Origin of the sequence: Pseudoflavitalea rhizosphaerae (genome assembly GCF_003991355.1) — a bacterium.
In the GTDB taxonomy this organism is placed as follows: domain Bacteria; phylum Bacteroidota; class Bacteroidia; order Chitinophagales; family Chitinophagaceae; genus Pseudobacter; species Pseudobacter rhizosphaerae.
On the sequence record NZ_RCSU01000001.1, the window covers coordinates 559,973 to 574,050 of the forward strand.

Annotated in this window: 9 protein-coding genes; all 9 read right to left on the minus strand. The window is 47.5% G+C overall.

Annotated elements, in window-relative coordinates:
* Positions 1-5: 5 nt before the first annotated feature.
* A complete protein-coding gene (locus tag D9Y29_RS02085) occupies positions 6-2,300 on the minus strand; it encodes a Gldg family protein (protein ID WP_127124773.1) in 2,295 nt (764 codons plus the stop codon).
* 14 nt (positions 2,301-2,314) lie between these two features.
* Complete coding sequence (locus tag D9Y29_RS02090; protein ID WP_127124774.1) at positions 2,315-3,244, minus strand: ABC transporter ATP-binding protein; 930 nt, start codon at positions 3,242-3,244, stop codon at positions 2,315-2,317.
* Between the two features lie 24 nt (positions 3,245-3,268).
* Positions 3,269-4,825, minus strand: coding sequence for a PKD-like family lipoprotein (locus tag D9Y29_RS02095; RefSeq protein ID WP_127124775.1), 1,557 nt, complete (start codon positions 4,823-4,825; stop codon positions 3,269-3,271).
* A gap of 22 nt (positions 4,826-4,847) precedes the next feature.
* Positions 4,848-5,549, minus strand: a complete 702-nt coding sequence (locus tag D9Y29_RS02100) for a DUF4843 domain-containing protein (protein WP_127124776.1) — start codon at positions 5,547-5,549, stop codon at positions 4,848-4,850.
* Positions 5,550-5,560: 11 nt separating this feature from the next.
* A complete protein-coding gene (locus D9Y29_RS02105) occupies positions 5,561-7,072 on the minus strand; it encodes a RagB/SusD family nutrient uptake outer membrane protein (protein WP_127124777.1) in 1,512 nt (503 codons plus the stop codon).
* Between the two features lie 11 nt (positions 7,073-7,083).
* Positions 7,084-10,512 (minus strand): SusC/RagA family TonB-linked outer membrane protein, encoded by a 3,429-nt coding sequence (locus D9Y29_RS02110; RefSeq protein WP_127124778.1) that lies wholly within the window; start codon positions 10,510-10,512, stop codon positions 7,084-7,086.
* Positions 10,513-10,828: 316 nt separating this feature from the next.
* Positions 10,829-12,055, minus strand: coding sequence for a FecR family protein (locus D9Y29_RS02115; RefSeq protein WP_127124779.1), 1,227 nt, complete (start codon positions 12,053-12,055; stop codon positions 10,829-10,831).
* Between the two features lie 124 nt (positions 12,056-12,179).
* Entirely contained in the window at positions 12,180-12,773 is a 594-nt protein-coding gene (locus D9Y29_RS02120; protein WP_164735201.1) for an RNA polymerase sigma factor, read from the minus strand.
* A 153-nt stretch (positions 12,774-12,926) separates the two neighbouring features.
* Complete coding sequence (locus D9Y29_RS02125; protein ID WP_164735202.1) at positions 12,927-14,063, minus strand: T9SS type A sorting domain-containing protein; 1,137 nt, start codon at positions 14,061-14,063, stop codon at positions 12,927-12,929.
* Positions 14,064-14,078 lie beyond the last annotated feature (15 nt).

The following is a 14,078-nucleotide window of genomic DNA, read 5'->3' on the forward strand; positions in this document are numbered from 1 at the left end:
TGTATTTATCTTCCTTTCCTTCTCAACCAGATAATGGTGCCGCAGCACATCAGGGCAATGGGGAACAACCATTTCAGGCTGAAGCCGGCAATGGCCCAGGAGGTCTTGCCCAGTTTCAATGCATTGTCTGGCAAAGGCGGACGGCGCATATCGATGGGCAGTTCATCATCGGTGAGCCAGAAGAAGGCGCCACTGATGAAATTGAAATTTGCGGGAGATACATCTTTCCGGTTCATCATCAGCTCTCCATTGCTTAAATAATCGGCATCTCCCACTACCACTATTTTCTGTTCCCTGCCATTCACTTTCCTCGACAAGGCAATGGCGGTTGCATAGGAGCGCTCTGCTTCTCCTGCTGCGGTGTTCAGCTTAATGGTATCGTCTATAAAATTCTTTGTTTCCAGTTCATTCCAGCCGCCGGTTGAGTCGCTCGTAAACAACGGCACCACTTCAAAACCTTTATCGGTGGCATATTCCACTCCTACTGCGGTTTTCATAGGCAGCACCTGTTCATACCTGCGGATGGCGCCAAAATGGAAAGCGATCTTTTCCGACTGGCGGGTAGGATTGAGCAATAAAAGGTCCGGCTGGAATTTTTTGCTGGGTTTCACCAGCATACCTGGCAGGAATTTCACGCCAATGGATTCCATCATTGGGTTCATTACTTCCTGCCTGCCGGGTTCGCCGGCAATGATCAGGTTACCACCGCGATCGATGTATTGCTGCAGGTAGTTCATTTCTCCGGGGGAAAGCGGCTTGCGGGGCTCGGCAATCAGCAGGATGCGGATATGTGCCGGGATCTCTTTATCCAGCATCACATTTTCGAAATCGAATCCCTGGTTGATCAGCGCATGCCGGAAGGTTTTTTCCTGCGCGAACATATTGTAGCCCCTGTCTGCTTCTGCATTGCTGGACCTTTCACCGTGCCCTGTCAGGAATCCAACGGTAGGCAGCTTGTCTATTACCAGTCTCTTAAAGGCAGCAGTGATCTCAGTTTCGGAGGGCAGGCGCATCATATCGTTGTAAATGCGAAGGAAGGTTTGTTTTCCATTTTCTCTTTCCAGGCTGCGTACAAACCTGAATCCTTCAGGCGCCAGGTCTACTTTGGAACTGAATTTGGAATAAGGGTAGATGGGGAATTTATAATCGAACAACTTGGTGAGGGTATCCATCAGTTGTTCGCCATTGAGGGTTGGATATTGTTTATCCAGTTGCTTGTTCTCTGTTTTTTCGTAATAGTATTCATACTTCAGCTTTATACCGGGTTTGAACCGGGTATATTGTTTGAACCTGTCTACATCATATTTATACTGGCTCGGTTGTGCAATCCAGTTATTCTCTTCCAGCATATTGGTGTAGGTGGTGATGGTGAGCCCGTCTTTGAGGTGGCTCAATACTTCCTGGCTGCTTTTGGTAAGGGTATTGGTTTTGGTGCGGGTGGCGTCATAGAAGGTCATCAGCTTTGGTTTGGCGCTGAAATACCCCAGCAGCATGGCTCCCACAAAAATACCTGCAAACCTGCCAAGCGTTACATACCAGGGTTTCTTCTGGCGACCGCTCTGGAGTTTTACTATACAGAAGCCGATGAACAATGCAATAACGATCAGGAAATAAAGCAGGTCTTCACTGGTGATCAGGCCGGCAATGAAATTATCACAGCGGCCTGAAATGGCCAGCCAGTAGGTGATGTCCCGTACAAATTCGATTTCCTGCCCTACGGATTTCACATAATTGAGTACTGCAAAAATGCCGAGGGTCCCCATGGCGGACACTACGGTGTAAGACGTGAGTGAGCTCATAAAAAGGCCGATGGCCGCATAGGCGCAGGTGAGCAGGAACAGTCCCAGCAGCCCAGTCAGGATCAGCGGTATGTCTACCATTTTGATGGTAACGGAAGCAAATATGCCATACACCGCCAATATTCCTGTCATTACAAATGCATACACCACCAGCGCCAGGTATTTTCCGAAAATGATCTGGCGGCTGTTGAGTGGGGAGGAATACAGTAATTTGATGGAACCACTGCTGAACTCGCGGCTCATGATACCCATGGTCAGCAGGGGGATGTACAGGAAGATGTATTGCTGCACAAGGGTGAAAGTGCCCTGGATACCACCGAAGGTACTGGCCGTAGCACTCCATAATTTCCATCCGATCAATTGCCGTCTCATCATTCCACTGAAAATATTATGGAATATCAGGCCGGTCTGGAAAGCAAAGATCACGATGATCAGCCAGGCAATTGGCGAGAAGAACAACTGCTTCAGTTCCGCCTTTGCTATCTTGATAATAGGTTTCATAGTAATTAAAGGGTTTACTCAGATTTATTGGTTGACAATGCGGCGAATACGTTTTCGAGCGACATCTTCTCCAGTGAGATTTCCAATAGCCGCCATTTCTGTTGCACGCTGGTTTCGATGATCCTTTCCATGGTATCATGCGCCTCTGCATATTGAACCCTGTAGCGGATACCTCCGAGGTGTTCTGCATTCAGTACGCCGGGTATAGCCAGTAACTGTTCCATCGGCGGCGGTGCAATCATCGATAACATAATGGTGCTGGGGAGGATGTAATTATCAAACTCTTCAATGGAGCCGGCAAAGGCAACGGTACCCTGGTTGATCATCCAGATATTGTCGCACAGCGCCTGCACTTCCTGGAGGATATGGGTAGACAGCACAACCGTTCTTTCTTCTGCGATCTCGCGGATCAGGTTGCGCACTTCCAGGATCTGGTTTGGATCGAGGCCATTGGTAGGTTCATCCATCACTACAAAACCGGGTTTATGGATGATGGCCTGTGCAATGCCCACCCGCTGCTGGTAGCCGCCGGAGAGGTTCCGGATCAATCTTTTCCTGAAATGGGTGATGCCTACTTTTTCCATGGATTCATCTACGGCTTCCTTCACTTTTTTTTCTTCCATCAGCCGCATATGGGCGGTGTGTTCCAGGTATTCCTCTACTGTGAGGTCTACCAGCAGCGGAGGTTTCTGTGGCAGGAAACCGATGTGTTGCTTGGCACGCACAGGATCCAGCCGCATATTGATGCCCCTGATAAAGATCTCACCCTGCGTTTGTTTCAGCACACCGCACATGATATTCATGATGGTGGATTTGCCGGCGCCATTGGCGCCGAGCAATCCATAGATCCCATTTTTTGTAAGTTCGAAATTGATGTTCTTAACTGCCCATTGCACGGCATAGCGGTGCGAAAGGCCTTCCACCTTTACAATAGATTCGTTCATATGTAATAGTTATATACGGATTGATTAACCGGGATATCTTCTGAGAACGTATTCGAAATAAGAGCCCCATTTCCAGGCCATGTCTACCACATTGCCCACATTGGGTACGGTGTACAGGATACCTGTGGCACCAGGATTGGCAGCGCCCAACACTTCGTTCTTCAGGCTGCAGATTGAAAACCTCCCATTATCCAGGAGTACGCCAATCTCGCCGGAGACGGCATCGGATACGATCTTTTTGATATTGCCTGTACCGAAATCGTGGTAGAGGGCGATGATCTTCGTATTCACATCATAGAAGTACAGTTTACTGCCTTCTCCGAAGAATAGATAGGTTGAATTGAATATCCTGTGGTAAACGGTATTGTCGCTTACGATGCCATTGCCTGCAAAGACTTCCTGCTGGTGTTCGCTTACTTCAACAGCTGTATACTTCATTGCCAGGCGGTAGTTCTGCATGATATACTCGCCCGTTGCATCATTCCTGATGATGTTGATGAAATAAACGCCATTGGCATAGTCGCCGCAGTATTTCAAAGTATACCCTGCCTGGTTGTTCAGGCTCACCCATCCGGCAGGAGGTGTAGCGCCTGTAGCATCTCGCAGATACATCTTTCCACCAACATAGCTGTTATCGCCACTGGTGGCATAGAGCCCAATAAAACGTTTGTTCAGGTCGTCATAGAGGTACACGATCTCTGATTTATCATAGGCTGTTTCCACCAGTTCGGAAATGTGCGCGCCGCCGCCTTCGAAATAAATCGGCACATCAATGAAAAGTCCATCATGGATGCCGCCCATCATTCTCGAATTGCGTTTCCAGTAGATATTCCCATCTGATCCATGCATATAATTCACGGAACCTCCATCTATATAATTCAGCGGCGTGGATCCATTGGGGAAAACAGAACCAGGGAATGAATTGCGGAACGACAACACTTTCGAAAAATCATCTCCATTGAGAAAGACCGGCGTATTGTCCTGCAGCACCAGTACCTGGTCTTTCGAATAATCGGTGAATGCACGGGTAACCAGTTTCCGTGGATTGCTGCCCAGCGGATTATTGGGAAACATATTATCATAGAGATCAGGATAATATTTGTACTCATAGTAAGTAACATTGTTCGGGTCTTTCTTTGCATCGCGGCGCACAAAGCTTAGTCCTGATTTTCCATTATTGTTCAGCAGGAATAACCAACCGGCCTTATAGGGCGATACCACCTGCACCTGCATGGCAAAGCGGGTAGTGATGCCCGTTGCCTTTTCCTTTACATACAGATAGATCATTACATACCCGGAAAGGTCTGGCGGGTACCGGAGGTTCCGTTCCCTGGACACCACGGAGTCTACCTGCCGCCATTCATATTCAAAGGCGGTGGTATCGCGGTCAGGATATTTCCAGGTGATCACCGGGTCCACCCGCAGGGTATCGCCCAGGATCACCGGGGTAGCTGAGGTGGTTTTAATGCTTTGGATCTGGTTGTAATCGATCAGGTCATAATTGCCTTTATCTTTGTAACAAGACTGAAACCCTGCCACCGCAAACACCAGGATCAGCCATAGTTTGATATACTGTTTCATGTAATTTGAATTAGTGGGTTAACTAGCCGCCAATCATTTCAACGGTCATTTCTTCTCCATTCTCTTCATACACGGTCCTTCCCGCATCTTTTTCCTGCAGGAGATAATTCTTCAGCTTCATGGTGTAATAGCGCACTTCATCGATATTGGCGCCATCAATCTCAGAGAGGCCGGTTACCTGGATGAAGAGGCTGTATTTCTTATCGGAGTATTCTCCGAGGTAGTACCATTCCACATTCTGGTTCCACCAGTCGGGCCTGGCAATTACATTGGAGATATTGAGGATCGATACACAATAATCGATCTGTCCGTACTGTAGTTCATCGGTAGATTCGATCTTCAAAACCAAACGAACCGGCTTCACTGCCAGGTCAGGCAGTTTTTTAACGGTGATCCAGGCTGTATCCGTTGTTTTGTTTGCCTTTAGAGTAAAACTGGAAGGCAGGCTGTAATGGGCCGGTGTGGCGGTTGTCAGTTCATCGGCCACGGAGATCTTGTACTGCCGGTCCTTGTCGGAAGGGTTCCCCACCAGCTCAATCACCAGTGGGGTCTGCGCTTCATCTTCATTGGGCAGGGCAAGGAATGAGAACATGGAAGAGTCTGCATAGCTCTTGTTGAATTGTATATGGTTGCCGGACCCGTACCGCATGATATCATCTTTTTTACAGGATGGCATCAATGCGAGCAGTACCAGCATGCTTATTAGGTTGCGGAATATTTTCATGATGCTGCTTTTTAAAGTAGATAGGCTGTTTCACTCAGGGGTAAGGGAGCATACCAGTCTTCGGGAGACATGATGATGTCGCTGTCTCCATTGAAGATGTTCCTGTTCAGGCGCTTGAACAGGAAGAATGTTTGACCCTCCGTGAGATTTTCACGGATGATATCATTCACCAGCCTGTTCATGAGTTCTTCCGGACTGATATTGTCATTGATCTTTGTTTTGGCGCCCCTGCTAAGCCGGAGACTATTAAGTATGGTTACGGCATCGGTCACATTTCCCTGGCGTGCATAGCACTCGATGAGGATATGGTACATTTCCGTGAATCGCATCACCGGTAGTAATGGTCCCTGCCATTTGGCATTATTGGTGGCATTGTAAGAAGTTCCCTGAGGCCGCATCCAGGTGATGTAACGCTGGTCTCCGTAGCGGTTGTACCAGCCTACAAGCCTGAAATCATCTGCATCGCCTTCGAAGAGCTTGTTCATGTAAGCGGGTGGTATCCGGTAAGCCTGGTTGGCAATGCCAGAGGATTGTATCTGTGCATCGAAAAAATTATAGTTCTGGGTATTCGAAAAAGAGAGCACCAATTCCTCTGGTCTCTTGGGATAAATAAAGTCAACATCGGTTATTTGTCCCTGGTAGCTGGAGCTGGTCCAGGTGAACCAATTCCTTTTTTGTGCATCGTATACGATCTTTGCGTTTTGAAATGCCGGACCATATTCTCCTTTGTACATGTATACACGAGCCAGTAGTCCGGTGGCCGCAAAGTAGTTCATCCTTTGTGCTCTGAAATTGAAGAAATCGCCTTGCGGCAGCGGGACCCAGGAGCCCGGATTCCTGATCCTGCCCACGCCTGAACGCATCACATTGCGCAGGTAAATGGTATCTACTTTTTCAAGCAGGTTGCGGGACTGTGTAAGGTCTTCAATGATATGGGTGAAAGTAGTGGCCATGTTGCCACGAACCGGTTGCGGATCGGGATATTGGGTCACATAAGGAATGGCCTCACCACCATAACCGGTAACCGGCGCCGGGGCAAAAAGCCGCAGCAGGTCAAAATGGACCATGGCCCTGACACCATACATTTCTCCCAGGATCATATTCTTTTCGTTGGCGCTTTCTGCAAAAAAGCTGCTGTCTTTATCGATCACCTGCTGGATGATATTATTGCAGTTGGCTAGAGTCCTGTAGGCGCGCTGCCAGATCGCATCCATAATGGACTGCGCATTGGATACTTCCCAGTTGAAGCGGGCAGCTTCGCGGCTGTCGTAAGGTACATTGTTGATATCATAATTATAGGCCATGGCGCTGACCAGGCCATAGCTGAGGTTCTTGCCATATAGCTCTGGGTCAGACAACAGCTTGTACACGCCATTCACGGCAACGCGTACACCTTCGCCGTCTTTGAACATCGTTTCCTCCAATACCTTGTTGCTGGAATTGACGTCGAGGAATTTCTTGCACGACATATTTAGCAGTACAGGCAGCAACACCAGTAGTTTCCAGTAATGTTTTGATTGCATAATGAAGCGTTTTAGAAAGATGCGTTGATGGTGAGCGTGAACGTTCTGGCGTAAGGGTAATCGAGCCCCATTTCACGTTTAATGGAAGAGAAGCGCGCCACATCGTTCATCAGCAAAGTGGTTCTCAGGAAGCTCATGCCGAATTTCCTTTTCAGCCAGGCAGCATTGAAATCATATCCCAGGGAAAGCGAATTGAACAATACTGTATTGTTCCGCTGCAGGAAACGGGAAGTGGGCCTGGTTACAAAATAGCGGTCCTGTATCGCTTTGAGGGTGGAAACATCGCCTGGTTTCTGCCATCTTTCCGTAAGCACCCGCTTGTCTGCATTGAAATAGGCAAGGTTGGCATTCTCCACATTGTCTACCAAAGTCTGATTGTAGAGATCTCCGCCGAACTCAAACATGAAAGTGGTGAACAGGGTAAATTGCCTGTACCTGGCATTGATACCAAAGGTTCCCTGTGCGCGCGGCTCGGCATCTCCGATGGGCTGCTGGTCCATCGGGCTCCAGTCATAAGTGATGGAGCCATCGGGTTTCATGAATACTTCTTTCCCATTGGCCGGATTGATGCCCAGTGAACGCATACCGTAGATGGTTGTGAGGGAACTTCCTTCCTCATACTTCATGATCGGTTTGGCAAATTTGGCATTCTGCTCATTGTAGAACAGGATCAGTGATGGGTTCTTGCTATTGTTGTAACCACCATAATATTCATCGATGCGGTTATTGTAGCGTTTCATCGATTGCGCAATTTTCATGATCTGGTTCCTGTTATGCGCCAGGTTGCCGATCAGTACAAAATTGAAGTCCTTTGTATTGATCAGGTTCAGGTTGGTTTTGATCTCAAATCCTTTGTTCAATACTTCCCCGATATTATCCCTGTACACTGTGAATCCTGAAGACGAGGGAATGGATACATCCGTGATCAGGTCATAGGTTCTCTTCCTGTAGTAGTTGACCTCCACATTGTATCTTTTGAACAACGTGATATTGGCTCCGAAATTCCAGCTCACCTGTTTTTCCCAGGTAAGCCTTTTATTGCCCATATAAGTAAGGCTGGAACCGATGCCGGTGGGATACCAGTCGTCCAGCATGATCTCATACGTGTTCCTGGCCATGAAGGGGGAGAAATTGGATTTACCTGTTTGCCCAATATTGGCTGTGAGCCTGAACATATTGATGGCAGGGTTTCCTTTGAGGTAGGTAGTATTGTGCAGGTTGATGCCGGTGCCTACGGACCAGAATGGCGCCCATTTGTTTTCTGTGCCGAACTCCGATGAACCATCCATACGGAATGACCCATCAAAGAGCCAGATATTATTCAGGCTGTAATTGATTGTAGCAAATGTGCCCAACAGCCTGGTGATATTATCGTTCAGTTCCGGTTTCCTTGTGATCTCGTAAGCATAGGAAGGCGAATTGAAAGTCCGGTTTGCAAAGCCCTTGTACAAAGCAGTAACAAACTCAGAGCGGCTGGACCTTCCGTTCACACCGGCAGAAACATTGATATTGTGTATATCGATATTCCTGTTGTAAGAAGCGAACAGGTTACTGTTCCAATTGACATTCCTGGTGGAAGTCTGGTTCAGTTCGCCTTTGGTGAAGAGGTCCGCTCTTCCGTACAAAGCCGATTCCGGTGAAATGAATTTGTTGGTGGAAGCGTCTTTGTATTCCACGGCAAACTGTCCTTTGATGAAAAGGAATTTGGTAACAAACCAGTTGGCGGTAAAGTTGTTGGTCCATTCCTGGTAGCGGGCCCTGTCGAAACTCCCTACAGTGGATTCATACATGGGGTTGAGTACCTGTCTGCCATTATAGTTGGGAAATTCCTTTACATACTTACCGGTGTTCTCATTGTACATATTGAAATATGGCTGCAGGCGGCTGTAGTCGCTGAATTTTCCGTAAGGCGATTCTTCTGATGTAACCACATCAAAATAAGTCTGGTTGCGGAACTGCAGTTTGGTAGTCTGGTATTGCAATGTAAGTCCTGCTCCCAATCTCTTTCGGTAAGAATCTTTCATCACCCCATTCTGGTTATCGTATTTCAGGTCCAGGCCAACCCGCATTCCCTGGGAGCCGCCTTCGATGTATACATTGTGCCGGTGGTTCATCATGGTGCTGAGGGGTTGCGACAACCAGTAGGTATTCACACCTTTCAACACTTCGTTCTTTTTCTGCTGCATTTGCCACAGTCCTTCTATCAGGTTGGATGTATAGTAGGGATCTGTAACCGGAACATTGGGCTCGTAGATCTTTGCTGCATATTCCGCATCCAGCTTCTCTTGTGCATTCATCATGTTATAACTGCTCAGATCAGGCGCCGTGATGGAATAGTTGCCATTGTAATTGACGCGGAATTCACCTGGTCTGGGCAATACAGTTTCTATCACTACCACGCCATTGGAAGCACGTGAACCATACATGGCTGTTGCTGCCGCATCTTTGAGAATGGTGATATTGCTGATGCGGTTGATGTCCAGATCATATACCTTTTCCACCGTTACTTCAAACCCATCCATGATGAAGATGGGGGTATTGGGGTTGTTCTTCAATGCAAACTGGGAAGCGGCAGAGCTGCCGGACTGTATCTTGTCGAGTTCTTTTACGCCAGGAAATCCAGACTGGCCGCGGATATAAAATTCAGGCAGCACATTGGGATTGGAACCCATGATATTGTTTTGCATGATACGGAAAGAAGGATCGTATACCTGTAATGCGCCGATCACATTGTTGGCTGTTACTTTCTGGAGATCAGCCTTGGTGATCTGAGTATAGGTGCCGGTGAAACTTTCTTTTCGTACATTGCCATAGCCTGTTACCACAATATCCGTGAGCGTAGATTCTTTTTGCTTCAGGGTTATTTTCCCGTTGGCTGGGAATTCCTTCACTTTGATCTCCCTGTTCTGGAAATTGATGTGTGAGAAAATTAGTACATCATCCGGACCTGTATTGATGGAGAACTTTCCTTTGCTGTCTGATGATACGCCTGTATTTTTTCCTTTGATCCGGATACTGGCTCCTTCAACTGCACTGCCATTCTCTCCCAGTACTGTGCCGGAAATGAGTTGCCGTACAGACGATTCCAGGGTTATTCCCGGCAGAATGATTTTTTCCGTTGAAGCAGTAGCATGGTGAGATGGGGTATTTTTCTCTACCAGGAAAATAGTGCGATCGATCATCCGGTACCCGATGGGTTGATCTCTCATGATCAGTTCCATAAAATCAGCCAGGGGCATATCCACTGCGGAGATGGTTACCGGGTCTGTATGCCTGAGCAAACTTGATTTTCCGAATACAGTAAATCCTGTTTGTTTTTTGATCAGGTTAAAAACCCTGGTCAGTGGCAGGTCTTTCCCTGAAATAGATACCGTTTGCGATCTTGTACCTGCTGAAACATGCAGGCAGCCAACCAGTAAGATCAGGGCAGTTAATTTCATTATGGTTTTGATTTTTCTCCCAGGTCCCTGAAACCTGATGCAGGAAAGATTCAACCTGGAATGTGTTTTGGTTAAAACCCGGAAAATGCCTGATCCATGATCCGACCGGACATAGTTTTCCCGGCTACGTAAAGCATTTTTTTGCATACTTTCGCATTAGTTTTGGTTAAGAAAAGATTCTCGTTTCGAATGTTTGAATAGCCGGAACTGCTTCGTGAAAACGATGCCAGACCGTTACACCTTCCACGTGTAACGGTTTTTCAATTCCGGTAAATCGTTCAATATGTGATTGGCTAAATACTCATATTACTTTCTGTTATGGCGATAAGATCAGTTTTCTTCCACTGTCGAGACGGATATTCACACCCAGTTTCATTTCCTGCAGTGCCAGCAAAAGTTCTCCCAGGTTCACATTGCGGCTCATTTCACCAAAGAACATCACATCAGGCACACCGTTCTCATATACTACGCTGATATCATACCATCGTTCCAGTTGTTTCATCACCTGCCGGATGGAAGCGCCTTCGAAATTGAAATAGCCATTCTTCCAGGCCATCACTTTTTCAATATCAGCATGCTGTACCAGCATTTGTGCCTGACCAGCACCGGCAGGCTTTACAAGTCCCTGCTGGCCGGGACGCAACAGTTGTCCATTGCCAGCTACATCATCCGTTGCAATACTCCTGTTAACCGCTCTGACTCTTACGGCGCCCTGCAAAAGAGTGGTAATGGCTGCACCTTCATCCATATAGCCGTCTATATTGAAATGTGTGCCCAGTACTTCCACTTCAGCAATATTGTTCAATTCAACAATGAAGGGTTTGCGTGCGTCTTGCGCCACTTCAAAATAAGCCTCTCCGGTAACTATCACCCGGCGCTCACCGTTGGTGAAAGCGATGGGATATTGAATGGAACTTGCTGCATTCAACCAAACGCCTGTTCCGTCAGGCAACCTGAGTTGAAACTGTCTGCCCTTGGGGGTAGACATAGTATTGTATACAGGCGCAACTTCAGATGATTTGTTGGTGAGATAGCTGAGCCTGCCATCTATCAACTCCACCCTTGTGCCGCTCTGTGTTGCCACCAATCCATTACTCAGACTGTCCAGCACCACTTTTGTTCCATCTGCCAGCGTCAGGATGGCGCCGGAAGTACCAGGCGCAATATCCGAAGGCGAAACAAACACAGTCTGCGACTCAGTACCAGCGAATTTCCACCAGGCCAGGACGCCTGCCAGCACCAATACTACCGATGCCGCGGAAATCCATCTGAAGAGGTAATTAGTACGTTTAACTTCTACAGGATCCATATCAACAACACTCCTCTCTGATCCTGCTTTCATCAGCACTTCCCTGAATTGCTGTTCAATATCCATTCCTGCGGTAAGATCAGGGAAGTCTACTGCTTCCAGTTGTTCCCGCAATGCTGCATCCAGCACAATAGCGTTGGCTGGCTCCCGCACCAGTTGCAGAAATTCTTCCAGTTCTACCCCGGTCAGCTCATCCCTGATAAACTTTTGCAAAAGGTCATTGAATAGGGTCATCCTCTCTTGATTAATAATTGTAGGAAGGTTGGCTAATGAATTAAATAACAGGTCAACGCAATGGCGTCTACTATAACAGACACAAACTAACAATGATAGGACCCTGTGTTGATGGAAATATTTTTTACAGGTACAGCACCATCCAAAGGAATATGGCCACTGAAAAGGAATATTTATCGAGATAATTGCGGAGCGAGAGAATGGCGCTTACCATATAATTCTTCACTGTCCGTTGTGAAAGTCCGGTAGCAACAGCAATTTCAGCATGGGTGAGCCCCTGGAACCTGCTCAGCTTGAAAACCTTTTGTTGTTGCGGCGTCAGCTGACTGATGCCTGCTTCGATGATATGGGATGCCTCCTTCAGCTCCAGGCTGGCTGCAGGATCAGATAAGGAATCGGCAAAATATTCCTTCAGGTATTCATCAAAGGTGCCGGTGAAAACTTCACGTCTTAATTTATTGAGGATATGGTTCCTGGCAGCAGTAAGCAGGTAAGCCTTGAACTCCCTGACTTCTTTCAGGAGTTCCTTTTTCATCCACAGATGGGCAAATACTTCCTGGGCGGCATCTTCCGCCACTTCGGGCGACTTGGCAAAGATCAGGGCAACAGAATAAACACGGGGCCAGTATTGCTGGAATACTATCCTGAACGCCTGTTCGTCTCCCCGCGCAACCCGGTTTACCAGCTCCACTTCGTTATGATTTGTATAATCAGCCAACCAAAACCAATTTTTAAGAGTACAATTTGCAACTATACTAAAAAAAACGTGGAAGCAGTCAGAATATTTTGACTAATAAGGTAAGCAGGAAGCCGGATCAATTGAAAAAGGCGCCGACTTTCGCGGCGCCTTTTTCATTCTGCTACTCTCAATCTATTTTTTTATGAACTTACCACTCCATTTATATTCCGCTCCCCTTATTTCGATATAATAAGTACCGGGAGGTAAAAGGGTAAGGTTCAGCTCTTCTGTTTGTCCGCCTTTCACAAGCTGTGCCCTGGCCTGGTGAACGGTATTACCCAGCATATTGGTAACCCGGATCACTGCCGCAGTATTTACCGGACTTTGAATATTCAGTTTAAGAATATTGGTCACAGGCACGGGATACAACCTCACATCCATGGCTTCGCTATTGAAGCGGACAAATCGAATATCAGAGTATTTCACTCTTCCATCCAGGTCCTGCTGGCGGATGCGATAATAATTGATCTTGCTCAGCGGATCGCGGTCCGTAAGGGTATAGAGTTTTTCATTCACAGGTGCGGGGTTGAAAGGAACGAAGCCAATGCTGTTCCAATTGCGGCCATCAGCAGAGCGTTCGATATGATAACCGCTCACGTTGATCTCGTCGGCCACTTTCCAGGCGAGCTTCACGTCATTGCCTGATTTGGCGGCTTCAAAACTGATGAACCGCACCGGCAGCGGCGCCATATTGGTCACCAGGTTCAGAACATTCCTGCCGAGGCCACCGTTGTCTATGAAGGATGCTGTTCCAATTGGCAGCCCCAGGTCAGTGAGAACTACCTCCACACAGGAGGGGCATACCCAGCCGGCGGGCAGTGAAAATTCATACAAGAGCACAGTACCACCGGTACTGATACTTTGTACATTTTCCACGGTGCCGGTCACCTGGAAATACCAGTAACCATCATCGGGCATACCAAAGGCAGTGAGATCGAACATAGCGAGGTCAAGGCCCGCATTGATGAAGTCGCGCGGTTCAGCGCCTGTAAAAGCTGTCGCCTCGTCAGTCACTTCCGGTGTGGTGGCCGGCGGCGCTACTGTTGGCGCCGGATTGGTAGCTGATTTTGGAATGCGCCAGGTGATATTCATGGCGGACCAGGCATTGTTTGGCGCGATATCAAACCCCGGTGCGGTAGCTGTTCCTATGAACTGGATCTTGTTGCCTCCAACATTCATTACAGTAACATCCAGCATCTGCGCCTGCTGCACCTGGAATATCATTACCAGCAATGCCAGTAGTGATAGTTTCTTTATAATTCTTTTCATACTGTTCTGTTTTAA

Bases quoted from the DNA above. Each gene is read 5' to 3' on its own strand.
- D9Y29_RS02085 (WP_127124773.1), bottom strand. From the start codon at position 2,300: ATGAAACCTATTATCAAGATAGCAAAGGCGGAACTGAAGCAGTTGTTC.
- D9Y29_RS02115 (WP_127124779.1), bottom strand. From the start codon at position 12,055: ATGACCCTATTCAATGACCTTTTGCAAAAGTTTATCAGGGATGAGCTG.
- D9Y29_RS02110 (WP_127124778.1), bottom strand. From the start codon at position 10,512: ATGAAATTAACTGCCCTGATCTTACTGGTTGGCTGCCTGCATGTTTCA.
- D9Y29_RS02125 (WP_164735202.1), bottom strand. From the start codon at position 14,063: ATGAAAAGAATTATAAAGAAACTATCACTACTGGCATTGCTGGTAATG.
- D9Y29_RS02105 (WP_127124777.1), bottom strand. From the start codon at position 7,072: ATGCAATCAAAACATTACTGGAAACTACTGGTGTTGCTGCCTGTACTG.
- D9Y29_RS02095 (WP_127124775.1), bottom strand. From the start codon at position 4,825: ATGAAACAGTATATCAAACTATGGCTGATCCTGGTGTTTGCGGTGGCA.
- D9Y29_RS02100 (WP_127124776.1), bottom strand. From the start codon at position 5,549: ATGAAAATATTCCGCAACCTAATAAGCATGCTGGTACTGCTCGCATTG.
- D9Y29_RS02090 (WP_127124774.1), bottom strand. From the start codon at position 3,244: ATGAACGAATCTATTGTAAAGGTGGAAGGCCTTTCGCACCGCTATGCC.